This window comes from Burkholderia sp. MR1-5-21, from assembly GCF_053427715.1.
Window position 1 is genome coordinate 25,573 of record NZ_JBSAXD010000026.1, and the last position, 24,978, is coordinate 50,550.

At 63.8% G+C, this 24,978-nt stretch carries 21 protein-coding genes; 10 read left to right on the plus strand and 11 right to left on the minus strand.

Annotated elements, in window-relative coordinates:
- Positions 1 to 3: 3 nt before the first annotated feature.
- The 4 genes from ACV229_RS29285 to ACV229_RS29300 form a co-directional block, all read right to left on the minus strand.
- Positions 4 to 492: a hydroxyquinol 1,2-dioxygenase gene (locus tag ACV229_RS29285; RefSeq protein ID WP_448086569.1), complete on the minus strand. Its 489-nt coding sequence runs from the start codon at positions 490 to 492 to the stop codon at positions 4 to 6.
- Positions 493 to 758: 266 nt separating this feature from the next.
- Positions 759 to 1,718 carry a LysR family transcriptional regulator gene (locus ACV229_RS29290; RefSeq protein ID WP_448086570.1) on the minus strand — a complete coding sequence of 320 codons (960 nt, stop codon included), beginning with the start codon at positions 1,716 to 1,718 and terminating at the stop codon, positions 759 to 761.
- Between the two features lie 400 nt (positions 1,719 to 2,118).
- A complete protein-coding gene (locus tag ACV229_RS29295) occupies positions 2,119 to 4,275 on the minus strand; it encodes a hypothetical protein (RefSeq protein ID WP_448086571.1) in 2,157 nt (718 codons plus the stop codon).
- Positions 4,276 to 4,738: 463 nt separating this feature from the next.
- A complete protein-coding gene (locus ACV229_RS29300) occupies positions 4,739 to 5,356 on the minus strand; it encodes a DJ-1/PfpI family protein (protein ID WP_448086572.1) in 618 nt (205 codons plus the stop codon).
- 116 nt (positions 5,357 to 5,472) lie between these two features.
- Here ACV229_RS29300 and ACV229_RS29305 point away from each other — a divergent pair, with 116 nt between their 5' ends.
- The gene (locus tag ACV229_RS29305; RefSeq protein ID WP_448086573.1) at positions 5,473 to 6,027 is read left to right on the plus strand and encodes a TetR/AcrR family transcriptional regulator; all 555 of its coding nucleotides are present in this window, start codon (positions 5,473 to 5,475) and stop codon (positions 6,025 to 6,027) included.
- Between the two features lie 121 nt (positions 6,028 to 6,148).
- Here the strand turns inward: ACV229_RS29305 and ACV229_RS29310 are convergent, their stop codons facing one another.
- Positions 6,149 to 6,808 carry an HAD family hydrolase gene (locus ACV229_RS29310; protein WP_448086574.1) on the minus strand — a complete coding sequence of 220 codons (660 nt, stop codon included), beginning with the start codon at positions 6,806 to 6,808 and terminating at the stop codon, positions 6,149 to 6,151.
- Positions 6,809 to 7,311: 503 nt separating this feature from the next.
- Here ACV229_RS29310 and ACV229_RS29315 point away from each other — a divergent pair.
- On the plus strand, positions 7,312 to 9,156 hold the full coding sequence (locus tag ACV229_RS29315; RefSeq protein WP_448086575.1) for an ABC transporter ATP-binding protein: 1,845 nt from the start codon (positions 7,312 to 7,314) through the stop codon (positions 9,154 to 9,156).
- Positions 9,157 to 9,208: 52 nt separating this feature from the next.
- On the opposite strand, the gene ACV229_RS29320 is transcribed toward ACV229_RS29315, so the two are convergent.
- A complete protein-coding gene (locus tag ACV229_RS29320) occupies positions 9,209 to 9,856 on the minus strand; it encodes a hypothetical protein (protein ID WP_448086576.1) in 648 nt (215 codons plus the stop codon).
- Positions 9,857 to 9,921: 65 nt separating this feature from the next.
- Positions 9,922 to 10,569, minus strand: a complete 648-nt coding sequence (locus ACV229_RS29325; RefSeq protein WP_448086577.1) for a M14 family zinc carboxypeptidase — start codon at positions 10,567 to 10,569, stop codon at positions 9,922 to 9,924.
- A 281-nt stretch (positions 10,570 to 10,850) separates the two neighbouring features.
- Between ACV229_RS29325 and ACV229_RS29330 the strand changes: the two genes are divergently transcribed.
- On the plus strand, positions 10,851 to 12,023 hold the full coding sequence (locus tag ACV229_RS29330; RefSeq protein WP_448086578.1) for a porin: 1,173 nt from the start codon (positions 10,851 to 10,853) through the stop codon (positions 12,021 to 12,023).
- A gap of 115 nt (positions 12,024 to 12,138) precedes the next feature.
- On the opposite strand, the gene ACV229_RS29335 is transcribed toward ACV229_RS29330, so the two are convergent.
- Complete coding sequence (locus ACV229_RS29335; RefSeq protein ID WP_448086579.1) at positions 12,139 to 13,185, minus strand: LacI family DNA-binding transcriptional regulator; 1,047 nt, start codon at positions 13,183 to 13,185, stop codon at positions 12,139 to 12,141.
- Between the two features lie 332 nt (positions 13,186 to 13,517).
- On the opposite strand from ACV229_RS29335, the gene ACV229_RS29340 reads away from it, so the two are divergent.
- The 5 genes from ACV229_RS29340 to ACV229_RS29360 all read left to right on the plus strand — a co-directional run bounded on the left by ACV229_RS29340 (position 13,518) and on the right by ACV229_RS29360 (position 19,930).
- Positions 13,518 to 14,822 (plus strand): MFS transporter, encoded by a 1,305-nt coding sequence (locus ACV229_RS29340; RefSeq protein ID WP_448086644.1) that lies wholly within the window; start codon positions 13,518 to 13,520, stop codon positions 14,820 to 14,822.
- 38 nt (positions 14,823 to 14,860) lie between these two features.
- Positions 14,861 to 16,021, plus strand: coding sequence for an L-talarate/galactarate dehydratase (locus ACV229_RS29345; RefSeq protein WP_448086580.1), 1,161 nt, complete (start codon positions 14,861 to 14,863; stop codon positions 16,019 to 16,021).
- 142 nt (positions 16,022 to 16,163) lie between these two features.
- On the plus strand, positions 16,164 to 17,423 hold the full coding sequence (locus ACV229_RS29350) for an MFS transporter (RefSeq protein ID WP_448086581.1): 1,260 nt from the start codon (positions 16,164 to 16,166) through the stop codon (positions 17,421 to 17,423).
- Between the two features lie 3 nt (positions 17,424 to 17,426).
- Entirely contained in the window at positions 17,427 to 18,299 is an 873-nt protein-coding gene (locus ACV229_RS29355; RefSeq protein WP_448086582.1) for an amidohydrolase family protein, read from the plus strand.
- 530 nt (positions 18,300 to 18,829) lie between these two features.
- A complete protein-coding gene (locus tag ACV229_RS29360) occupies positions 18,830 to 19,930 on the plus strand; it encodes a Gfo/Idh/MocA family protein (protein ID WP_448086583.1) in 1,101 nt (366 codons plus the stop codon).
- A gap of 65 nt (positions 19,931 to 19,995) precedes the next feature.
- On the opposite strand, the gene ACV229_RS29365 is transcribed toward ACV229_RS29360, so the two are convergent.
- From ACV229_RS29365 to ACV229_RS29375, 3 genes are read right to left on the minus strand one after another with little or no spacing between them, the layout of a single operon-like run.
- Entirely contained in the window at positions 19,996 to 20,658 is a 663-nt protein-coding gene (locus ACV229_RS29365) for a DsbA family protein (RefSeq protein WP_448086584.1), read from the minus strand.
- 40 nt (positions 20,659 to 20,698) lie between these two features.
- Positions 20,699 to 21,844: an FAD binding domain-containing protein gene (locus ACV229_RS29370; protein ID WP_448086585.1), complete on the minus strand. Its 1,146-nt coding sequence runs from the start codon at positions 21,842 to 21,844 to the stop codon at positions 20,699 to 20,701.
- A 10-nt stretch (positions 21,845 to 21,854) separates the two neighbouring features.
- Positions 21,855 to 22,577, minus strand: a complete 723-nt coding sequence (locus ACV229_RS29375) for a DsbA family oxidoreductase (RefSeq protein WP_448086586.1) — start codon at positions 22,575 to 22,577, stop codon at positions 21,855 to 21,857.
- A gap of 32 nt (positions 22,578 to 22,609) precedes the next feature.
- Between ACV229_RS29375 and ACV229_RS29380 the strand changes: the two genes are divergently transcribed.
- Together ACV229_RS29380 and ACV229_RS29385 are read left to right on the plus strand one after the other, a co-directional pair.
- Positions 22,610 to 23,515 (plus strand): LysR family transcriptional regulator, encoded by a 906-nt coding sequence (locus ACV229_RS29380; RefSeq protein ID WP_448086587.1) that lies wholly within the window; start codon positions 22,610 to 22,612, stop codon positions 23,513 to 23,515.
- Between the two features lie 162 nt (positions 23,516 to 23,677).
- The gene (locus ACV229_RS29385) at positions 23,678 to 24,907 is read left to right on the plus strand and encodes an MFS transporter (protein WP_448086588.1); all 1,230 of its coding nucleotides are present in this window, start codon (positions 23,678 to 23,680) and stop codon (positions 24,905 to 24,907) included.
- The last annotated feature ends 71 nt before the right edge of the window (positions 24,908 to 24,978 follow it).

Below are 24,978 nucleotides of genomic sequence, written 5' to 3' on the forward strand. Positions count from 1 at the left end.
AGGTCAATGGATGCAGATGTCGGCCCACTTCTCGACCGAGCACGCGCCGAGGATGGTCTGCTGAAGCAGCACGCCGGGCTTCGTGGCCTCGAAGCGGTACGCGGCGCCCGCCGGCAGCAGCACCTGGTGGCCGCGGCGCACCCGCACGTAGCCCATGCTGACGCCCTGCGGCGGCGCGTCGAGCCGCACGGTGCCCTCGACGTCCGGCGACACGGGCGCGGTGGCGGGCTTGACGAAATGCACGGTGATCTCGCCGTCGAGCGCAATCGCGAACTCGTCGTGCGACGCGGCGAACCACGGCGATTCGCCCTCCGCGCGCAGCGTCTCGATCACGTACTTGAGGTTCTTGCCGACGACGACCTTCTCGTAAGGCGCCGAGCGGCTCGCGACCTCGAACACGTTCGACATCACGTAGTGTTCGGGGCGGCCGGTGATGATTTCGATGGAGCCTTTCTGGAAGTCGTCGAGGCTGCCGAGTCGGGTGCGTTGCATGTCTGTCTCCATGTCCGTTGAACGTTGGTGTCCGTTGGCATGAAGATTAGGCGCAGCGGCCGGGGCCCGGCAATGGTTCGAGGTTCGGGTTTCGCGAACCATGCGTGCGCCGATCGGCGGCTAGGGAAACTACCTAAATCCGGGCCGGATCGGGGGTTTGCGGGGGGCGCGGCGAGCGTCGGCCCGGCTGCGCGCTGGCGCTGGCGCTGGCGCTGGCGCTGGCTCTGGCACGGGTGCGAGCCGCGGACGCGAGTGCCGGTCCCGCGCTAAGCGAGTTCGTCGTCGACGCTGCCCGCCTCGTCCTCGCCCGTCGCGATGCCGAGCGCCTTGTCCCACTGCGGTTCGCGCGCATAGCGCGTGCGCAGGAAATCGACGAACACCTTGACCTTCGTCGTCGCCCGGTGCGACGCCGGGTACACCGCCGACAGCCACAGCGGCGGCGCCGCATAGTCTGGCAGCACGCGCGTGAGCCGCTGTTCGAGCAGATCGGGCGCGGCAACCATCGTCGGCAGGTACGCGATGCCGGCGCCCGCGCGCGCGAACTCGAGCAGCAGATGCACGCTGTTGGTCTTCAGCACCGGCGACAGCGCGATCTCGAAGCGTTCGCTGCCGCGCATCAGCGGCCAGCGGTCGCCCCACGGGTAATACGAATAGCATGCGAAATCGTGGCGCAGCAGGTCGAGCGGCGTTTCGACGGGCGGCTCCTCCTTCAGGTAGTCCGGCGCCGCGCACAGCGTGCCGCGCACCGGAAACAGCCGCCGCTCGATCAGCAGGTTGGACGCCGCCGGATAGATCTGCAGCGCGAGATCGAAGCCCTCCTGCACCGGATCGATCACGCGGTCGTTGACGGTCACGACGAACTCGATGCGCGGATACGCTTCGCGGAAGTCGGTCAGCACGCGCGAGAAGTGGCCGAGCGCGAAACCCGGCAGCACGTGCACATGCAGCGTGCCCGCCAGCGCCTGCGGATCGTTCGACGAACGTGCCGACAGTTCGTGCACCTTGTTCACGAGCGCGCTGCACTCGCGGTAATACGATTCGCCGAGCTCCGACAGCCGCACGGCGCGCGTCGATCGATGGAACAGCGGGACCCCGAAATGCTCCTCGAGCTGCTTGACCCGCGCGGTGACGACCGATTTCGCGACACCGAGCTGGCGCGCGGCATTGGCGAAGCTTTGCGCTTCGGCTGCGCGAACGAAGGCTTCCATCGACTGGAACAGATCCACAACATCTCCTGATCGAACGGGGCCGCGCGGGGGCGGACCTCTTATAAGCGCGAGTGTAGTGGAGTTCGGTGGACGCGTGGGGCGGCGGGACGCCAGGCGCCCGTGACAACCGGCGGACGCGAGCCGCCGAAGGCATGGATCATGCTTGGGTTGCCGGTGAACGGCACGAATGGTGCGTGCACCGCGCTATGTGCGTGCGCTTCGACGGCGATACGCGTACGCCGCGCTCATCGATCAACTGCACGACGAGCGCCCTCGCGGGCGCGGTCGACTGCGCGCCGCGCGGGACGAGATCAAACAGGCAGTCGGTCCAATAGTCGACGAAGTCGAACGAGCGCCTCGAAACCCGGACGAGATCCGGGCTTCGAAGCGCTAGCGACAGACTCGCCCGTTACCCCGATCAACCGGCATCCGCATAATTCAGCGTCCAGCCGAACGTCCTGCTCGCGGCAGCGCCGAGCGCGAACGGCCGCGTCGTGCACGCGAAGTTCGAATGCAGCTGACCGATCGGCGTCGTCGACAGCGGATTGGTCGTGCCGCCCGCCATATCGAAGTTCGACAGCACGCATCCATCGAATCCCGACGCGGCGTAACGGGTGGCGGGACTGTTCGCATACGTGACCGAGAACCCGTCGCCGTTCGCCTGCGTGCTCGCGAAATCGGCGAATGACGTGAAATCCGTCTCGACCGCGAGATTCCCGGTGAGCGTGCCCGAGCTCAGCGTGTCGGTCCGCGTGATCGTGCCGTGACCGAACGTCAGCACCGTATGCGCCTGCAGGTCGAGATCGGTCGCATAGGTCGCATTCTTCGCGGCCAGCCGGAACTTCGCCGTATCGAACGACACGATGACCTGGCCGTTGCTCTGCTGCACGTTCAGGTTCTTGTAGTACGTGACGGGAATGTAGGTCTTGCCGTTGTACGACACCTGCGGAATCAGCAGCGCGTAGCCGAGATCGGTGGTGCCGTAGATCAGCTTGTCGGAGAACGGCACCGGATAGTACGGCGTGAACGAGTTGTAGTCCGGCGCCTGGCTGAGGTTCAGGTTGATCACGCGCCTGCCGTCGCGCACCGTCAGCAACGCCGCGCTATACGGATGCGCGGTGTCGCCGGGCAGGTTGTACCACGTGAGCGTGTAGCGCGGCAGCGCATCGAGCCACGCGCCGTAATCGGCGTCCGCCATCGGCGCGTTGCCGCCGAACCCGAGCTTGTTCCACCACGCGTTCACGTACAGGTACTGATGCAGCAGGCTGAAGTTCTCGCCCATCACGCGCGGCTTGCCGCGATACGCGTCCGTGCCGCGCCCCTTGACCCACATGTTCACCGACGGCGTCGGCAGCGACGGGTCGTACCAGAACGTGTCGAAGCGCTGCGCGGCCTTGTAGATGAACGCGTACGCGATCTGCATCTCCTTCTGCGACAGCACGCCGGCATTCGCCGCCGCGGTCAGGATCTCCATGAACGCCGTATCGCCGTATGGGCCGATCGACCGGCCATAGTTGAAGCCCTGGCCGTTGGCGTTCAGCTGCGGCAGGATCAGGTCGACGGACTTGCGCAGATAGCCCTTCAGCTCCGGCGTCAGGTTCGCCTCGTTGCCCATCTCGAACGTGCGCTCGACCACTTCGCCGATCAGCAGCGTGCTGTAGCGGTCGAAGCGCGCCTGGTCGTAGTAGGTCGCGTGCGTGTTCGACGCTTCGTCGGAGAAGCCGCCCGACGCGTCTTTCCTGATGTGGTTCGTGAGCGTGTACAGCAGCGCATCGCGTGCGCCCATCGTCGCGACGGCCGGGTCGGTCGCCGACGAGAACGTCGGGCTGCTCCAACCGAGCTTCTGCCGCAGCCCGGCAATCCCGTACGAGACCGCGTAGTAGTTCTGCGCGGTGTTCAGCGACGCGACGTCGATCGGCGTGCCCGCGGCCGGGCAGGTATCGGTCTTGCCGCTTGCGTCGGGGCCGAACATGTCGCAGAACCTCAGGCGTGTCTGCAGCGTCGCGAGCATCGCGTCGCTGAACGCCTCGTTGAGCATCCCGTGCGCCTTCAGGTTGTTCAGCGCGACGAGGTAGTAGTACTCGCCCCACGACGTGTTCGCATACGTGTAGTCGCCGCTGCTCGACTGGGCCATCATCGCGGTCGTGATCTTCTGGTATGTCGCGAGGTAGTCCGCGTAGTGCGGATCGTCCTTCGCCTTCATGTCGATCAGGATGTACGACAGGCCGAGCGCGAGCTTGCCGGGCAGGAATTTGTCGCCGGTGTTCGTGTCGAGCACGTGCACGGGCGTGCCGTCGCCGAGATCCATCACGACCTGCGTGAAGTCGGACGATTTCCTGATCAGGTCGAAGAGCGCCCGCATCTGCCCCATCATCGTGATCGGCACGCCCGCGCCGGCGGGCACGCTCGTGTCGTTCGCGCCATAGACGATCGCCTGAAGCGAGTTCGCCGCCATCGCCGAAGCCGGCGGCGAAGCCGGCGTGTCGGTCACGTCGCTGCCGCCGCACGCACTGACGAATACGACGGAAAGTGCACCGAGCGCCGTTCCGAGCGCGAATTTTCTCCGCGAATGCATGGTGTCTCCATTCTTTGAATAGTGATGGGTGACGGGCGACGGCCGCTGTCGCGCGGCTCGATGCCCGCCCCTGATGTCTGCCTCGCAACCCTGATCCCTGGCGGCAGATTCCCGGTCCGGCGCTCGCGGATTGGCATGCCACGCATGCACCGGCGGAACTGGAAAACGTTTTCCAAATTTAGGTGCGCACGCCGATGATGTCAATGCGCTTTCATGCCGGTGAAAACCCGGATGCCGGGTGGGGAGCGTAATGAGGGGAAGCCGACGCAGTTGCCGATTGGTCAGGAATCTCCGGAATTCCTGGGGAAATTCGGCGGTGTGATTCGGTACTCGGTCCGCGGGATAGGAAATGCGTGTGCGCCAGATTCGATCGACTCGGCAGTCATTCGTAACGAAAACGTTATCCTGACATGGCGCGGTTTCGAGACCGCGCCACCAGGAAGCGTTGCTGGTGTCTCCGTCGTCAAATCGGCAGCGCGCTGCCGACGCCTTGCGCAAGGCTCGCCGCGATCAATGGCTCGTAGATGTCGAATTGCCCGGCGGGAAGAACCGGTCTCAATGTCTGTTGACGTTTCTCCGCGCCGAACAGCCGCTCCACGCACCAGCCCACCAGATACATCGACGCAAGACAGCCCCCGGCCGTGGCGATGTTTCCGTGGCTGACGAACGGCCCGTCGTCCGGCTCGACACCGGCGGCGTGCAACGCGGTGCGTGCTTCAGGATGCGTGGCGGCCCGACGCTCGGGCAGCAAGCCGAGCGCGTCGAGAATGAACGCGCCGCCGCAAATCGAGCCGATCAGCTGACGGCTCCGGTCCAGACGGAATGCGCCGATGAACGCGTCGTCCGCGATCGCGGCCGGCACGCCCTCCTTCCCGCTCGAAAACAGCACGACGTCCGCGCAATTGGCTTCGGCAAGCGGTCCGTGCGTGTCGATGCGCAAGCCGTGCGCCGATACGAGTTCCCGCTCCTTGCCGAGAATCCGGACGTTCCAGTCGTGGCGATTGCGCCCGAGGATGTCCCACATCAGGAACAGGTCGATGTCGGTGAATCGGTCGAAGGCGACAAGCGCGATGGTCTTCATTGGCGGCTCCATTCGTCATGGCCGATGGCCGGTGGACGAGGGAAATGCAAAGGAAGCCGCAGTCTATCGACGCAGGCGATAACATACACAGCCTGTACGTTATCGGGACCCAACCCATGTTGACGCGTGACGACTGGATTGCCGCCGGATTCGACGCGCTGGATCGCGACGGATATGCCGCGGTGTCCGCCGAGAAGCTGGCGCGACGCCTGAACGTGACGCGCGGGTCGTTCTACCATCACTTCCTCAGCCGCGCCGACTACGTCCGCGCGCTGCTCGCGCAATGGGAATCCGACTATGTGGAGCGGATGCTCGCCTATGCCGCGCAAGGCGCCGGGCTGGAAGATGTGCTCGCGCGCTACATGACGATCGCCGCGGAAAAGCGGCCTGAACGGGAAATCGCGATCCGCGCGTGGGCACGTCGCGATCCGCTGGTGGCCGAATTCCAGCGCCGCGTCGACGACACGCGGCTGTCGTTTGCGATGTCCGTTTGCCGCGCGCGAATCGACGACCCCGTCAAGGCCATGCTCGTCGGCCGGCTCGCGCACCTGTGCCTGATCGGCGGCCAGCAATCCGGCGACCGGCATCGGCCGGACGGTTTTGCGCATCTCGTTCGCGACGCACTGACGCTGTTGCACGCGAGCACCGCGGATTCGACTTCCGTGCGATGATCGGCACGATTCGAACAACAAGCACCGATATAGCCAGTACACGCTGACGTTCGCGCCGCCCGGGATGTGATGCACCGCGCGTGGCCATGCCGGCAAGCAAGCCGGCGACGCCCGGCGATCATCAGCGCAGCGGTTGCCGCACGAGTTCCGCAAGCTCGCCGATATCGCGCCTGACCGCCGCCTTGCCGACGCGCGACCACGCGTCGAACGACGTCGTGCCGCTGACCGCACCGACAAAGTGAGTGCCGGCGCGCTCGGCGGCTTGCGCATCGACCGCGTGATCGCCGACGTAGAGCGCCGCGGACGCCGGCACATCGAGCCGTGCCAGCGCAAGCGCAAGCCCTTCCGGATCCGGCTTGTGGCGTTGCACGTCCTCGCCGCCGACGATTACGTCGATCCGTTCCCGCAACCCGGCCACATCGAGGATCGCCTCGATCCTGTATCGAAACTTGCTCGACACGATCGCGACGGCCATCTCCAGCTCATGCAGCCGCGCGAGCAGTCGCGGGACTTCCGGATAGATCTTCGTCGACGCGACCATCACGACGTCCGCGCGCGCCACGAAGCGGCGCGCGAATTCGTCCGCGCGCTCGCCGCTGTCGTCGCCGGTCAACGTATGGAACATCGACTGCAGCGGCAAGCCGATCACCGAATGAATCCGCTCGCTCGCCGCGGCTTCATGGCCGAGATCGCGCAGCGCATGCTGCGTGCAATCGACGATGCCTGCCGACGAGTCGGCCAACGTCAGGTCGAAATCGAAAATGACTGCCCGGATGTCCATTCAAAGTCCCTCGGATAAGGTTGTCGGATCGTTCGCAGCGCTTTCGCCGTCGAACCGCCTGCGCTTCGTTGTGGCTGCAGCATATCCCGGATGATCCTGCGGCACGTCGTCGACCTGCCCGGTGCGCCCCACGCGCTGCTGCGCGCACCCTGATCCGACTATCAGCTCCAGTCCGCATGGCTGAGATGGAAGAAGATCCTGTTCATCGGTCCTGGACGGCACGCGTACGAACGTCCGAGTGGCCGGCATGCAAGAAGATCTTGTTCATCTGTCTTGGGCGAGGCGCGCATGAACCAGGCACGCTCGACCTGATCGCCTGCCGGATCAAGTCGCAGCAGCCATGCAGCCGCGTGCTGGCACGGCACGGCCAACCTCGCTGAAACAAACAGCCGTCTGCGGTACCCTTCTTGCGTCCGGCGGCGCGTTGCGCGATGCAACGCGCCGCCGGCTTTCTCATTCACGGCCCGATACATATGCCCGGGCCGCGTCAAGGAGACGCATCGATGTTCTCGTGGTTCGAACGGCACGTGCCGACCTTTCCGCTCGAGGATCCCGTCACGCCGCCGAAGGGGTTCTTCTCGTTCATCTGGGCGTGCACGCAAGGCGCGCGCCGCTGGGTGCTGCTGATCGCGCTGACGTCGGCCGCGCTCGCTGCGTACGAGGCCGCGCTGTTCGCGATGATGGGGCACGTCGTCGATTGGCTGCAGGCGGGGAAGCCCGCCGATTTCGGCGCGCGCCACCTCGGCACGCTGCTCGCGTACGCGGCCATCCTCGCCGGCAGCGGGCTGCTGATCAGCGTGCACACGATGATGAAGCACCAGGCGCTCGCGATCAATTTCCCGATGCGGCTGCGCTGGCTGTTCCACCGGCTGATGCTCGACCAGAGCATGTCGTTCTATGCGAACGAATTCGCCGGCCGCGTGACGACCAAGATCATGCAGACCGCGCTGGCGGTCCGCGACGCGCTGTTCATGACGGTGGACGTGCTCGTCGGCGTCGTCGCCTACCTGCTCGGCATCCTGCTGCTCGCGGCCAGCTTCGAATGGCGGCTGATGATCCCGTTCGCTGTGTGGGCGATCGGCTACGGCGTCGCCTGCTGGTATTTCGTGCCGCGCCTCGGACAGGTCGGCAGCGAACAGGCCGATGCGCGCGCGCTGATGACCGGCCGGATCACCGACGCGTATTCCAACATCGCGACCGTGAAGCTGTTCGCGCACACGCGGCGCGAGGCCGACCACGCGCGGCGCGCGATGGAGGCGTTCAAGGCGACCGGCTATGCGCAGATGCGGCTCGTCAGCGCGTTCGAGATCGTCAACCACCTGATGACTACCGCGCTGCTGATCGGCGCGACCGGGCTCGCGCTGTATCTGTGGATGCATGGCGAAGCGAGCGCCGGTGTGGTCGCGGCCGTGACCGCGATGGCGCTGCGGCTCGCCAGCTATTCGCAATGGGTGATGTGGGAGATCACCGGGCTGTTCGAGAACGTCGGCACGATCCAGGACGGCATTCGCACGCTGACGAAGATGCGCAGTGTCGTCGATGCACCCGACGCGCGGCCGCTCGCGGTGCGACGTGGCGAAATCGTGTTCGACAACGTGCGCTTCTCGCACGAGGAGAACGCGAAGCCCGTGTTCGACGGCCTGAATCTCGTCATCCGGCCCGGCGAGCGCATCGGCCTGATCGGCCGCTCCGGCGCGGGCAAGTCGACGCTCGTCAACCTGCTGCTGCGCTTCTACGACGTCGGCGGCGGACACATACGCATCGACGGACAGGACATCGCGCACGTCACGCAGGACAGCCTGCGCGGCGCGATCGGCATGGTCACGCAGGACACGTCGCTGCTGCATCGCACGATGCGGGAGAACATCCTGTACGGGCGTCCCGACGCGAGCGAAGCCGAGCTGCGCGACGCGGCGGTGCGCGCCGAGGCCGCGGATTTCATCGAACGCCTGAGCGACCGTCACGGACGCAAGGGGTATGACGTCGAGGTCGGCGAGCGCGGCGTGAAGCTGTCGGGCGGCCAGCGCCAGCGCGTGGCGATCGCGCGCGTGATGCTGAAGGACGCGCCGATCCTCGTGCTCGACGAAGCGACGAGCGCGCTCGACTCGGAGGTGGAAGCCGCGATCCAGCACAGCCTCGGCACGCTGATGGGCGGCAAGACGGTGATCGCGATCGCGCACCGGCTGTCGACGATCGCCGCGATGGACCGGCTGATCGTGCTCGACGAAGGCCGGATCGTCGAGGAAGGCACGCACCAGCAGCTGCTTCAGGCGGGCGGCATCTACGCGGCGCTGTGGGCGCATCAGAGCGGCGGGTTTTTGGGGGAAGCAGCGGAGGCGGTGCAGTAGGCGCGCGGTGGCCCGGAGCGAACTCAAGTGAAATGCCGGGATCTCCAGACACTCATGATTGGTCTGCACGTAGCTGGCGGCGCCCCAACGCGGCCATGGTCGCAAGTCCTGCGTGCAACTGAAATTGGACCAGTTGCTTGAGCGGAACCGGCCGTAAGCCTTCCGTTTGGGTCAACGTTTCGATCTGCTGTAACAGCGCGTCACGGCAATCAGCCGCCAAACGGAAGCCGTCGCTCCGATCCAGCGACATGAGGGCAAGCCTGCTGGCGAGCCCCACTGTACTGAGCCGCTCCAGTCGTCCACCGATGCGTCGAATCGTGTACTCGGCCCATGTCAGCTTCCGGTTTCGCGCGGGATCAGCGGCCATCGCCTCACCCCGATTCGAAAAATCATCGCAATGCGTTTTCACCACGCGCCACATGTTCAATGCTGCCCTATTGGATCTCGCGCAGTCCAGCGCCAACGCACGCCTCGCCAGCGCGACCGCCGCAACGTTCCATGGTTCGAGTTCCGCCTCGACATCGGCTATGCCGTGAGGTGAAAGCGTGTTATCTCTCAACCGCTCGCAGTCCCAGTAAGGAACTTCCGCAAACAAGGAGAGCGTGCCCATGGCCGACGCGTAGCCCGCGCTTGAATTTCCTGTTGGACGCACACCGGGTTCCTGGTACACGGCTTGGGTGGCGCCCAGAAGGTTCTTCATATTGGGGAATCGATAGATTCCGGCCTCCCATCGAAACTCGTTGAGTGCCGTGTCACCCACGGTATTCAGCGGCAAGCATAGGTGTCGCAGAGCGCCCTCAACTCGTCCGACAGACCAATCGGCATGTCGGATAGCAGATAATAAGCACCGCCAAATTCCGAGTTATGCAGCGAATAGAGAAAATCCGGCTTCGCCAGCTCAATCGCTTTGCGCCAGGCTTCGTTCTCCGGCATCGGATGTCGCGCCAGCCGATCATCCTCGTCGAACGGGAATGCATATTCCGCCTGCTCTTCGATCGGCGGCCGGTAGTAGTTCTCGTAATAGCGCAAGAGATCTCCCGGTGCGGAGAACCACCCCTCGTTGAGCCGGAGTGCATCCGGTTCGATCGCTTTGATGAAATGCCAACGGTAGGGTAATGCCCGGCGCAGCGCATGATCGGAGCACAAGCGATCAATCAGATGCTCGATGACCAGACATCCGACGGGTTCGTTGGGGTGCGGCGCCCCGACGAACAGTGCCGACATCGGGCCATTGCCGATCGATATCATGTCGATCGGTTCGCCCTGGCCCGATACGCCAACCCTGGTCACGGTTACAAGGTCGGGATAGCGCAGCCATGTAGCCTGGGTATTGCGCACCATCTGCTGGAAAGTGGGAATCGCCGGCAAATCCGGTACGGCTCCGATGACGTCGAGCAACGCGGGAATCATCATGGTTTGAAGGCGTGGCTAAAGGCAAAAGGTAGCATGTCGGAGGGGACATCGACCCCGACCCGATCAATCAGATTGCTTGACACCTCCGCTGGGCGCGCCACGCTCAGTGCTCGAAGACGATCACCGAACGTGCAAGTTCACCGCGCCGCCACATCCCCCACCCCGACACAAGTCCATCCGCCCCTGATAACGATTCGACAATTTGTTGGTTTCCTCGAAGGTGCGTGGTCCGTATCGTTCAGCGATTCGTTCGACCAATCGACCACGGGGGTAACCAAAACATGACATCGTTCAAGCGACTCACCCTTCTCGCACTGCCGGCCGCGCTCGCCGCCGGCGGCGCGCACGCGCAGAGCAGCGTCACGCTGTACGGCATCGTCGACGCCGGCATTGCCTACGTGCACAACGCGCAGAACGCGAGCGGCGGCAACGCGTCGAATCTCGTGAAGTTCAGCAGCGGCAACCTGTCGGGCAGCCGCTGGGGCCTGAAAGGCACCGAGGATCTCGGCGGCGGCCTCGCCGCGCTGTTCCAGATCGAGAACGGCTTCAACGTCGGCACGGGCGCGCTCGGCCAGGGCGGACGCGAATTCGGCCGCAAGTCGGTGGTCGGCCTGACCAACAACACGTGGGGCACCGTGACGCTCGGCCGCCAGTACGATCCGGTCGTCGACGTCGTGCAGGGCCTCACCGCGGACAACTACTACGGTGGCGTGTTCGCGACACCGGGCGACCTCGACAACTACGACAACAGCCTGCGCGTGTCGAACTCGGTGAAGTATACGAGCCCGCTGATTTCCGGCTTCCAGCTCGAAGCGCTGTACGGCCTCGGCGGCGTCGCGGGCGCAACGGGCAGCGGCCGCACGTACAGCTTCGGCTTGAGCTACGCGAACGGTCCGCTGTCGCTCGGCGCCGGCTACTTCTTCGCGAACGGCGGCACGAGCACGGCGAACGGCGTGCGCACGTGGTCGAGCAGCTCGGACACGCTGTTCAACACCGTCATCAACCAGGGCTTCTCGAGCGCGAAGTCGATTCAGATCGTGCGCGTCGCCGGCCAGTACGTGCTCGGCCCGGCGACCTTCGGCCTCGCGTATTCGAATACGCAGTACGGTGCGGATACGCTGTCGGCGTTCAACCAGACCGCGAAGTTCAACAACGGCTCCGCGTTCTTCAACTGGCAGTTCTCGCCGGCGCTGCGCGCGGGCGTCGGCTACAACTACACGTCGCTGACGGGGCCGACTTCCGCGCATTACAACCAGGTCAACCTCGGCGGCGACTACGCGCTGTCCAAGCGTACGGACCTGTATGCGCTGTTCGGCTACCAGAAGGCGAGCGGCCGGACGCTCAACGCGAGCGGCGCGATCGTCAAGGCCGCGGCGTCGGTCGGCTCGTATGGCGTGAACTCGGGCACGGACACGCAGGAACTCGCGATCGTCGGGATCCGGCACAAGTTCTGACGGCTTCGCACTATCGGAGGCGCAGGCGTCGCAGCCTGCGCCTCGCCTATGCCGAAGCGGCTCGATCGTATGGAAATAACCGACGGGTGGACGACGCGCCGGCAATGTGCAGCGCTCAGGTGCTTTGCCGATCGATAATCGTGAAGCCCGTGTCGATCCTCACCGTGGTTCTCGTTGCTTCCGATTGCGAATCGGCAGCAAAGCGCGCGAGCAACGCCTCGGCCGTTTTCATGCCGATGGTCGTGCCATCGATGCGAACCGTCGATAACGACGGGTAGACATGTGCCGCTGTCGAGAGGTCGCCGAAACCCATCACTGCAATATCGCGCGGCACGTCCAGCTTCCGGCTGGCCGCCTCCGCGAGCACGCCCTGCGCGAGCGTATCCGAACTGCAGACGACGATCTCGGGCGACGACGAGGCCAGCATTCGGCCGAAACCTTCGCGGCCGGCCTGCAACGTCGCCGGCGCAGGCAGCACCTCGAAAGCAGGCGCGGCGATGCCGTGCCGGACCAGCTCGCGCTTCAGGCTTTCGCATCGGCGCAAGCCACGCGGATCGTCGACGGAGACGATACCGAATCGCTTGTATCCGTTGGCAATCAGGTGGCGCGCCACGTCGCGGCCGACCTGTTCGTGCGAGAACCCGATCATCATGTCGATCGGCTTGTCAGTCAGATCCCAGATTTCGACGACAGGGATCTTTGCCTTCGATAGTCGCTCGACCGTGGCCTTCGAGTGGCTCGTGCCCGCGAGCACGATGCCGTCCGGCCGACGGCCGAGAATGGCTTCGACAAGCGCCTCCTCACGCGCCGTCGAATAGGCTGTCAGACCCAGCAACGTCTGATAACCCGAGGATGCCAGCCCGTCCATGATCGCCTGGACCGTGTCAGCGAAGATCGAGTTGGCGATCGTCGGCAGCAGGATGGCGACAAGCCGGCTCCGATTGCTCGCGAGACCGCCGGCCAGCATGTTCGGGACATAGCCGGTCGCCCGAACGGCATCGAGCACCTTTTTCTGAGTGTCGCTACGGACAAGTTCCGGGCGATTGAGCACACGCGACACGGTCATCGGCGCGACGCCCGCCACCCGCGCCACGTCGATCAGCGTCACGCTTTCACCCGTGCCTGCTGCCGCTGCCGACCCGCGTTCGTTCTTCTTTGCCATCTCCACATGTCCTGCGTTTGATCCGTTTCATGTCGTCTGGCGCCATGCGCCGCGCCGCCCTCCGTCAACGACCAGCGGGGCCGGAATGCCTGTCGCCAGACCGGCATTAGAGCACGAACCCGGTTGTCGACGAGCGACGGGCCGGAACTTCACGCGCTTCGAAAGTCAGTGTAAACGATGATGATTGCGCAATCATTCCGGCGTCAAATGATTGCGCAATCATTGTATGATCGAGCCCATCAGCCTGGACCGCAACGAAGATCAAGGAGACACCGGTGACAACCGAACCGAGCGCCGCACCGCGAACGAACGTCCGATGGTTCATCCTCGCGATGATTTTCATCGTCACCGTGTTCAACTACGTCGACCGGGCGACGCTATCGATCGCAGCGCCCAGCATGCGCCACGAGCTGGGTTTCGACGCGCTCACGATGGGGATCGCCTTTTCGGCGTTCGGGTGGGCCTACACCGCCCTGCAGATCCCGGGCGGGCTCCTCCTCGACCGGCTCGGTGCACGGCTCGTGCTCGGCGTGAGCCTGATCGTCTGGTCGGCGCTCACGTTCCTGCAGGGCTATGTTCATCTGTTCGCATCCGCATTCGCCGCGCTGTTCGCGCTGCGCTTCCTGATGGGTGTCGCCGAGTCGCCGGCATTCCCGTGCAACAGCCGGCTCACGGTGATGTGGTTTCCAAACGCGGAACGGGGTCTCGCCACGTCGATCTTCCAGCTGGCGCAATACTTCGCGCTTGCCGTGTTCACGCCGGTGATGACCTACACGGTCAGCCGGTGGGGCTGGCACTACGTCTTCTTCACGACGGGCGCGGTCGGCGTGCTGATCGGGCTCTGGTGGCTGAAATCGGTTCGCGAGCCGCAGCGCGACCATCGCGTGAACGCAGCGGAACTGGATTACATCGCGTCCGGAGGCGGGCTTCCGACGATGGGCGACAGCCCGCGGCCATTCAAATGGCGCGAGGCCGGTTCGATTGCGGCGAACCGCATGATGGTCGGCATCTATATCGGTCAGTTCTGCCTCACGTCGATCACGTGGTTCTTCCTGACCTGGTTTCCCACGTACCTGATCGAAGCGAAAGGCATGTCGATCCTCAAGGTCGGACTCGCCGCCGCACTGCCCGCCATCGCGGGGTGCGTCGGCGGCCTGATCGGCGGGCTCTGGTCCGACGGGATGCTCAAGCGTGGCTTCAGCCTCACGGTCGCGCGCAAGACGCCGATCATCTGCGGCCTCGTGTTGTCGAGCACGATCGTCGCGGCGAACTACGTTCAGTCGACTGCGATCGTCATTCTGGTGATGTCGATCGCATTCTTCGCGAAAGGCGTCGGCAACCTGGGATGGTGCATCGTCGGCGACGTGTCGCCGAAGCATGCGATGGGCATCAGCGGCGGCATCTTCAATTTCTGCGGCAATCTCGCGAGCATCGTCACGCCGCTCGCGATCGGCTGGATGATCAAGCGCACCGGAACGTTCGAAGTGGCGCTTACGTATGTCGCGGCGCTCTCTCTTCTCGGCGCGTTCTCGTATCTCTTCATCGTCGGCAAGCTCGAGCGTATCGAAGGACATGTGTCCGATGTCGCCGAAGGCAGCGCCGCTGCCGCGTCGCTGAAACCGACGCACGGCAGCTGAGCCTGCGTACCGAATCTCTCTCGCAAAAGGCAACGTTCATGAATACACCCAACTCTCTCGTCTCCGGCGCTTCGAACGACCGGATCAAGTGGATTCGCGTCGCGTCGACGTTTCTCCCGTTGGCCAATCCCATCAGCGATGCGAAGGTGCTGACCGGGCGGCAAAAGCCGATGACGGAGATCGCGATCCTGTTCGTCGAGATCGAAACGGCCGACGGCCACCGCGGCCTCGGCTTCAGCTACTCGAAGCGGGCCGGCGGGCCGGGCCAGTTTGCCCATGCGAAAGAGATTGCGCCGACGCTGCTTGGCGAAGATCCGAGCGACATCGCACGACTGTGGGACAAGCTTGCGTGGGCCGGCGCGTCGGTTGGCCGCAGCGGCATGGCCGCACAGGCCATCGGCGCATTCGACGTTGCGCTGTGGGACCTGAAGGCAAAGCGTGCCAACCTGTCGCTGGCGAAATTGCTCGGCGCGCACCGCGATTCAGTGCGTTGCTACAACACGTCGGGCGGCTTCCTGCATACGCCGCTCGATCAGCTGTTGACCAATACGGACGCGTCGCGCGAGAAAGGCATCGGTGGCATCAAGCTCAAGGTCGGCCAGCCCGATTGCGCACTGGATATTCATCGGGTGCAGACCGTGCGCAAGCATCTGGGCGACGCATTTCCATTGATGGTCGATGCCAATCAGCAGTGGGATCGCCCCACAGCGCAGCGCATGTGCCGCACGTTCGAGCAGTTCAACCTGATCTGGATCGAGGAGCCGCTCGACTGCTACGACGCCGAAGGTCATGCGGCGCTGGCCGCGCAATTCGACACGCCGATCGCGACCGGCGAGATGTTGACGAGCGTGTCCGAGCATTGGGAATTCATCCGGCTGCGTGCTGCCGATTACCTGATGCCGGACGCGCCCCGCGTCGGCGGCATCACGCCGTTCCTGAAAGTCGCGGCGCTGGCCGATCACGCCGGGCTGATGCTCGCACCGCACTTTGCAATGGAACTGCATGTGCATCTTGCAGCGTGCTATGCGCGCGAGCCTTGGGTCGAGCATTTCGAATGGCTCGAACCGCTGTTCAACGAAAGGCTCGAGACCCGCGACGGCAGGATGCTCGTGCCCACGCGCCCGGGACTGGGCCTGACGCTCAGCGACCGCGTGGCCGGCTGGACGGCTGACGAAGCGGTCGTCGGAACCCGCGCTTGAAGTAGCCCCGTCGATGTCCCCGTGCGATGACGGGGACTTCCGATCCTTGCAGGACATCCCTATCGCCGCGGAAGCGGTGAAACGGCATCCATGGCTTCGCCGCTGCCGGGCGCGCCGCCGTATATGTGTCGAGGAGACGAACATGAATGCACGTCAGAGATGGTGGGGAATCGGCGGCAGCCTGCTGCTGGGTCTCTTTGTCGCATATCTCGATCGCACGGTCCTGTCCGTGGCACTGCCGTCCGTTGCCCGGGACCTGGGCTTTGCGGGCCCGCGCATGGCGATCACGTCCAGTTGGGCGCTCACGGCGTTCCTGATCGGCTATGCCGCGGCCAATGTGCTCGGCGGCATTCTCACGCGGAAGTGGGATCCCAAGCGCGTTGCCATCTGGACATTCACCCTCTGGTCCGTCGCGACCGTGTTCGTGGGCTTCACGAATTCAGTGGCCGTGATGCTTGCGTGCCGCATCGTGCTGGGTGTTGGCGAAGGCGTCTACTGGCCGCAACAGTCGCGATTCGCGAAGGCATGGTTCGCGCCCGAGGAGCGCACCAAAGCGAATGCGATGATTCAGTACTACGGCCAGTTCCTTTCGCTCGCGCTCGGCTTTGCGCTCCTGACGCCGATCTATCATGCTTTCGGCTGGCGGGTCTTGTTCTTCCTGACCGGCGGGATGGGGTTGATCCTCATCGTCCCGCTTTATATCGCAAAGCTCAAACCGGAGTCGGAGGCGCCGTATCCTCCTTCATCCGGCGCCATGGCCGACACGCGCCTTACGCTCGCTTCGCTCGGCGGTCCGGTCTTCTTCCTGCTTCTCTTCAGTTACGTGATGCAGGGCATGCTCTTCTGGGGCGTCACGCTGTGGATCTCTCTCGCCGTCAAGTCCGTTGGCTTTACCGGGTCGTCTCAAGGCATCGCAAGCGCGCTCCCGTTCGCTGCTGCTGTCCTGCTGGCACCGTTCATGGCGTGGATCAGCGATCGCACCGGACGACGGGTGACGATCGCCGCCATGGGCCTGTTTCTCCCCGGTCTGCTGCTGATGTTGTTGCCCGCCGTCTCGAGCGGTTATGCGAAGCTCGCGCTGATTACGCTGGCCCTCGGCTATTTCGCGAGCAGCTATACGCCGAATATCTGGTCGATACTGCAAGCGACGGTCGAGCCCCAAGCGGTGGGCTCCGCCGCCGGCATCATGAACGGGATCGGTGCGGGTGGCGGCGGCACACTGGCGGGCTTCCTGGTCGGATTGGTCAACGCCGTGACGGGCTCGTATATGGCCGGCTTCGAAATCCTTGGCGTGCTGGCACTCCTCGGCGGCGGATCGCTTCTGCTTTACGGGCGCGTCGTTGCAAACAACAGAGCGCTCAACGCGGCCAACGCCCACGCGACCCTGGCACGCACGAGCTGAACCATGACCACACGGATTGGTTGCGTCCCCGATCAAGCGGCTGCGGCGAAGGCGACACCGTTGCTGATCGATTCACACGTGCACGTCTGGAAAACGGACCCGAAATATCCGTTTTCCGTAGACGCGAAAGTCCCGACCGGCACCGACGCCAGCGCTGAACGTCTCCTTCGGTTGATGACGGAGAATGGTGTATCGCACACGGTTCTCATCCAGGTGATTCACTACAAGTGGGACAACAGTTACGTTGCGGATGTCCTGAGACGGTATCCCGGAAAATTTCATGCGGTTGCGCGCGTGAATCCGACCGATCCCGCAGCGCCGGATCACTTGTGTGAACTGACAGCGCAAGGATTCAGGGGGGTGCGGCTCAGCCCGTCAGCGACCTCACAAGGGGACTGGATCGACGGGCCGCTGATGCTACCCCTGTGGTCCCGATGCGAGCAACTCAAGGTTCCGATGACTTTGCTCACGCCCGCCACCCGCCTTCAACAGATCGCAGCGCTCATCGAGCGGCACCCTGACCTGACGGTGGTCATCGACCATATGGCAGACGCACCGCTTGACGAGCCGCACCAGATACGCAGTCTTCTTGCGATGGCACGTTATCCGAACGTCTACGTCAAAATTTCCCATCTCTGGTCTCTGTCGAAGCAACCCTATCCGTATGCCGACTCGTTTGTCTTGCTGAAACAAGTGTACGACGCATTTGGCCCGACGCGACTCATGTGGGGTACTGACCATCCGGTTTGCCTTCCGTACACGTCGTACTCGCAAACGGTCGCCTTGTATCGGGACCATCTGGACTTTATGCCATTGGCAGACCGTCGCGAGATCTGGCACGGCACCGTGCAGCGAGTCTGGCCGTTCAATCTCTGACAGTCACGTAACGGCATTCTGGCCGCGCCGACGGCGGACTGGCTTCACCGACGGAGGCTTGCATGCCGGCAGTTTCATACCGCTCCTGCGCACCATTGTTGGGGCGACCGGCATGCCCGTGCCCGAGCGCTACAGCAGCCATTCGCTGCGCCGAGGTTCTGCAACCTGGGCCAATTCGAACAGCTGCTTCATTGCGAGCGTATCCGGTCGGACCGTGAGGCAGGCGGCGTACTCGACGAGCGGCGAAAGGCGCTCACGGTGCCTGTGCGCGACAACGCCAGTCGTCAAATTTTTCTCACAAGACGACAAAAAAGCCTCGTTTTGCAATCGACGAGGATATGGCTACGATATTTCCATGCATAGAGAGTCGAGCGGTGCATGACCTATATCGGTACCGCCGGCGCGAGAAAGGTTCATTCAACCATTACGTTCGAAGTTCAACCTGAAGCAATGCCACCGGTGTGCGTCAGCCGGAGCCTTGCAATCCCGGTCGGCATCGAACGAACCATGTCAACGGGAGAACGGGGACGATGACGACTGCTCAAAGGATATGCCGCTGGGGCATTCTGGGCGCTGCAAGCATCGCGAAGAAGAACTGGCATTCGATCATCAACGCCGGTAACAGTCGCATCGTCGCGGTCGGCAGCCGCTCGGTCGAGAACGCACAACGGTTCATCGACGAATGCCAGGCCTCCGTGCCGACGTCTTACGCTGTCGACGCGGTCTCCGGGTATGACACGTTGATCATGCGCGAAGACATCGACGCACTCTACATTCCGTTGCCGACCGCGGTTCGCACCAACTGGGCGGTCAAGGCGGTACAGGCGGGCAAGCATATCGTCATCGAAAAACCCTGCGGGATCAACGCGGCCGATCTGCAGCGCATCATCGATGCAGCCGATGCGGCCGGCGTGCAGGTCATGGACGGCGTCATGTTCCAGCATTCGTCGCGTCTGCAGGCCATGCGCTCGATACTGGACGACGGTGCGAGCGTTGGCGACATCCGCCGCATCACGAGCCATTTCAGTTTCGTCGGCGACGATGAGTGGATCCAGCGCAATAACGTCGTGGAGCCCGCTGGCTGCCTTGGCGATGTCGGTTGGTACAACATCCGGCTGATTCTGTTCGCGATGAACTACACGCTGCCGGTGGAAGTGCGCGGCCGTACCCTGAAGGGGATGCCAAGGCCCGACGGATCCGGGGTGACGCCCATTGAATTCGAAGGCGAGTTGCTTTTCGACAATGGCGTCTCGGCAACCCTGTACAACGCCTTCAACACCAGCCGTCAGCAATGGGCCTGCATCAGCGGAGCGAAGGGTTATCTGCACCTGAAGGACTTCGTACTGCCGCACTTCGGGAATGAGGTGTCGTTCACCGTAGGCAATGACAGTTTTGGCGGGAACGGCTGCTTCTTCAACCTGGAGAGACACGAGCGGACGATCTCGCTCGCCGAGTACAGCAACAATCACCCCACCGCCCAGGAGTCGAACCTGTACCGTACTTTCGCCGACCTCGTCTTGTCCGGCAAGCGCGATCCGTTCTGGCCCGACGTCGCGCTGAAGACGCAGCGGATCCTGGACGCCTTGATCGAATCGGCGAACGCCGGGAGCGTGCCGATCGCATTGTCCTGAAGGCGGACATGAGTCCACGGGCGACACGATCGGCGCCGATTCGAAGTTGTCCGGGGCGTCTTGCCTTACGCTTCGCCATTCCGGGCGTCGGCGATCTTCGTCCGAATTTCCTCGACAAATCTCTCCGGTCTTCCAAGGTAACGGCCGATCGGCAGTGTTTCCCGCTTGCCTCCGATCTGGAGCGCGAATGCCGGAAAACCGCGTGCCCCGAGCGACGCGAGCAAACGGTTGCTCGCGTCGATATGCGATTCCAGTGTGCGATCGATCGCGTCGTCGAATGACTTCGCGAAAACATCCCTGTCGAATCCGAGTTCCACGGCCAGGTTCAGGATGACGTCACGCTCGGCGATCGGCATGCCCTCGACGTAATACGCTCGTTGCAGGCGCTTGACCATCTCGAGACCGCGTCCGGACAACTGCTCGGCTGCCAGCATGGCCGCCGTCGGCATCCCCGAATCGAGCACGATCGACGGATCTTCCTGTACGCGTTCGACGTACGGTGCGCCAAACTCGACGTGACTGAGTGCGGTAATCCGCTTTTCGTGCGGCCGCACGAAGTCGCGCCATTCCGGCGACATCATCTGCCGGCGCGGACCGGCCAGCATCCCGACGCTATGCGGCTCGACATGCAGCCCGTCGATTTCCTGCGCCGCAGTGAGCAGCGGCGACGCGCCGAAACACCAGCCGCAATACGGATCGTACAGATAGTGCAACGTTGCCTCAGACATTTCTTCCTCCGGTTATCCGAAACCCACTGACACATCGCCGTCAGGCATTCACGTTCATCAGGCGGTTGCCCATGTGCACGCCCCACTCGATCATCCGGTGGCCCGAATTCAACTGGTCCTCCTCCCAGACCCTCAGGGCGGCATCGATATCTCCCGGGAAGGCGCGCAGTGCAGCTTCCAGCGTGAGCGAGTTCTCCGCCGCTTTCGCCGTGCTCCCCGCCGTGTGCGGCCTCGGCACGAATGCGGCATCGCCGAGGAGAATCACTCTGCCGAACACCATGCGAGGCACGGCGAGGTCGACGATCGCCTGCACGAAGAGCTCGTCGGTTTTCCGCACCAGGTCCCTGAACGCAGGATTCGCATTCGCCTCGGCATAGTCGCGGATGTAGCGCTCTTGTGCCGGCGCAAGCATGCCCGGCGGGACGGAGTGCTGACGACGCTTGCCTTGGCGATCCGTCAGGACCTCGTCGAGGCCTGCGCCTTGCTCCGCCTTCAGATACCAGAGCCAGTTGAACCGCCGCTCCCCAGGCTTTGCCGAACCGTCCTCTCCGGGCACCAGGTACTGGAGCATCAGCGACGCCGGATCTTGCTGGAACACGAACTTCCCGGTCAAAGCCGCGGCCGTTTCCGGGGACACGGCCTGTTCCGGAACGAGGCCTCGCCATACCACGTAGCCCGAGTAAGCAAGGCCAACCTCCGGCAGAAGGATCGAGCGCACCGTGGAGTCCGCGCCATCGGCACCAATCAGGAGATCGCCCTCCTCGACCCGGCCGTCCTGAAAGCGCGCGGTTACCTGCTCGCCGTCCTGGCTGAACGACACGAGGCGATGCCCGCGGTGGTAGTGCTCGGCCGGGATACCCTTGATCAGATTGCGATAAAGCGTGTTCCACGACGTCTGCGTTTGCGGCATGAAGGCGCTGTGCAGCACCCTGCCGTCCCGGTCGAGATAGACGCGATCACGCGACAGTACGCCAAGCGGCGAAGCCGAGCCGAGTCCGGCGCTGTTGATCGCCTCGACAACTTGCGGCTGCAGAACGATGCCCCCGCCGCGGCTGTCGAGTGCGCTGGGTGACCGCTCGAATACGTCCACTTCCCACCCGGACTTCAGCAGGCTGTTTGCGGCAAAGAGGCCGCCCAACGAACCGCCGATAACCAGAGCCCGAGGTTTCCTTGTATTGACCGACATGATGGCCTCCTTATTCGCCGGTGGTGTGCGCGCCGACCGCTTCGGCAAGCGCGTCCCTGAAAACCGCAGCAGGTTGAGCGCCGGTGATCACGGTCGCGCCGATCCGGATCGACGGCACTGACGCAACACCCTGGTGGTTCGCCGCCGCCGCGAGCGAACGGACCTCGGACACGCCATCGTCGGACGCGAGGAATGCTCGCACCGCGCCGGCATCCAGGCCGGATTCGGTAGCAATGTCGGTCAGAACGCCGGCGTCACCGATATCCCGGCCATCGCGAAAATACGCGGCGAACAGTGCATCGACGACGCGGGTTGCATTCCCGCTGCGTTGTGCAAACAACACGAGACGATGAGCCAGCAGCGTGTTGGGGGTGCGATCGACGATCGCGTAATGGAACGCCAGACCTTCGGCACGCCCGGCTTCCGCGACGTGCGCGTCCATTGCCTGCGATCGTGCCCAGCTACCGAACTTGGCGGTCCGGTAGGCCTTGCGATTCATGCCGTCGGCGGGCATTGTCGGGTTCAGTTCGTACGGAACGAACTTCATTTCGACGGCGTCGGCAAGCCCCAATTCATCGATGACGCGCCCGAGCCGGCGTTCGGCAATCCAGCACCACGGGCAGATGAAATCGCTCGTCAGCGTGATGTTCAGCTTGTTCATTGCAACCTCCGGTGAATTCATGGTGAGAAGATAGGGGCTGACGGGCCTCTGTAGAATGCAGGCGGAACGCAACGGATCATTGCGACAAAGGCAAAGGCAAAGGCATGGACAAATTCTCTGCACTGCGGGCATTCGTGGAAGTCGCTGAAGCGGGTGGCTTCTCCAGCGCGGGCCGCCGCCTCGATCTGGCGACATCGTCGGTCGTCCGGTCGGTCGATGGCCTTGAGGAATCGCTCGGCACTGTGTTGCTGAACCGGACAACCCGGCAAGTGACGCTGTCGGATGCCGGCGCCGTCTATTACGTGCGCGCGAAGAAGTTGCTCGAGGATCTGGCCGACGCAGATGCCCTTGTCGCCGACCGGGGTGACGAACCGTCAGGACCGCTGCGGGTGTCCGTGCCAGTGGTCTATGGATCGCGCTGCATCGGGCCGCACATCGGGGGTTTTCTTGCCCGGTACCCGAAGCTGGATCTCGACATGCGATTGAGTGACGATATGGTCGATCTCGTTGCCGAGCGGATCGACGTTGCGATCCGACTGGGCGAGGCGGCACCCACGGCGGATGTCGTGGCCCGGCGACTCGGCGCTTTCCGCCGTTATGTCGTGGCCAGCCACGACTATCTGGCGGCGCACGGAACCCCCGTGGAGCCGGCCGATCTGGCGAATCACCCCTGCCTGCGCTTTTCCTATCGTGGCGACCAGCAGTTCTGGACATTCGCCGGTGCCGACACCACGACCAAGGTTGTCGTGACAGGAAGCATGAAATCCAACAACTCGGAGGTGTTGCGCCAGGCCGTACTGGATGGGGCGGGCATTGCGCTGCTGCCCGACTGGTTGATCGAGTCCGATATCCAGTCGGGAAAACTGCTGAAGCTGTTTGAACGGTACGACGTGACGCCGAATGACGCCCGGTCGGTCGTCAGTGCGCTTTACCTGCCGAACCAGCGTGGTTCGAAGCGCGTCAACGCGTTCATCGATCTCGTTGCGTCGCTCGTCGGCAACCCGACCTAGCGGATCCATTCAGGGCGCTGCGCATCGCGTGCGGCGCCGCAGGCCGTCGCGCTTTGTCCCGCTTTGTCCTATATGCAATGTAGCGTTGCCTGCCGATGGCGTTCTCTCGACGCTACCGCCGCTCTATCCTTGGCTATCGACTGGATACCGAGGTGAAGCGCAATGGAGATTCAAGACAGTTCAATGTCCCGGGCCCGGGCTGCGAATGCGCAGTTCAACACGATGGCCTACACGCTTGCCATGATCATGGCTGGCGCAACGCTCGCCAGTCCGCTGTATCCGCTGTATGAGAAGACGTTTCATATCGGGCCAAGCGGGATCACGATCGCCTATACGACATACATGGCAGGCACACTGCTGGCATTGCTGTTCCTGGGGCATCTCAGCGACCATATCGGCCACATCCGCACGCTGCGCGCAGCGACGATGCTGGCGCTTGCAGGGCTTGTCGTTTCCGGCTTCGCGCCGAACCTCCTGGTTCTTTCCATCGGGCGTTTCACGATCGGTCTTGCAGCCGGCATTGCTGCGACGTCGGCGACGTCCGGTCTCGTCGCCGTGTCCCCGCCGGACAGGATGACCCACGCGTCATCGATCGGATCGCTGATGACGATCGCCGGTCTCGGGCTCGGCCCGCTTGCGGGCGGCTTCATCGCCCAGATCCTGCCGTTCCCGCTGCAGCTCCCTTACGGGGTATTGGCTGGCGCGCTCTTGCTTGCCCTGCTGGCCTTGATGCGCAACGGGTCGCAAGTGCGACCGGCTGCAGCGGCGCGGTTTGTTCCCCGCTTGCGCTTTCACCTGCCGGGGGCACATCAGGTCAAGCAGTTCATCACGGTTGCGGTCATCACGTTCATTGGCTACACCCTGTTCAGCCTCTTCGCGTCGCTGGCCCCTTCTTTCTTCAACGCATTCCTGCCGTGGCGCGGGCCCGCCATCGGCGGAATCGGGGTTGCGATGCTGTTCGCGGGTTCTGCCGCGGCGCAGACGACGTTCCGCGGAATGAATCCGAGACTCGGGCTCGTGCTGGGATCGCTGATCGTCACCGCCGCGTTGGCCATGCTGGCAGCATCAGTCGCGTTGTCATCCGGTTGGCTGTTCGTGGCAAGCGACCTGCTTGGCGGATTCGGTCAGGGGCTCGCGTTCATGTCCGCACTCTTCGTCGTCAATGCGATCGCGACTCCGGAGTACCGGGCGGGGATGATCTCGTCGTTCTTCACGGTCGCTTACCTCGGTGGCATCGTGCCTGTCCTGGGACTGGGCCTGGCCGCGGAGCGGCTTGGTCTCGAGGGTTCGCTCATCGGCCTGTCGGTCGCGATGGCGGTCCTTGCCGGCGGGCTTGCGTTGGCCGCCCAGCGCGTCGTCACCGGTCTCCGTCATCACGCACCGACGAAATGAACAGCATGTTGCACGCTGCGATCATCGCGATCGTGCCCGCTGGGCGCCGCGAGAAGATCACGCGAGTGGAT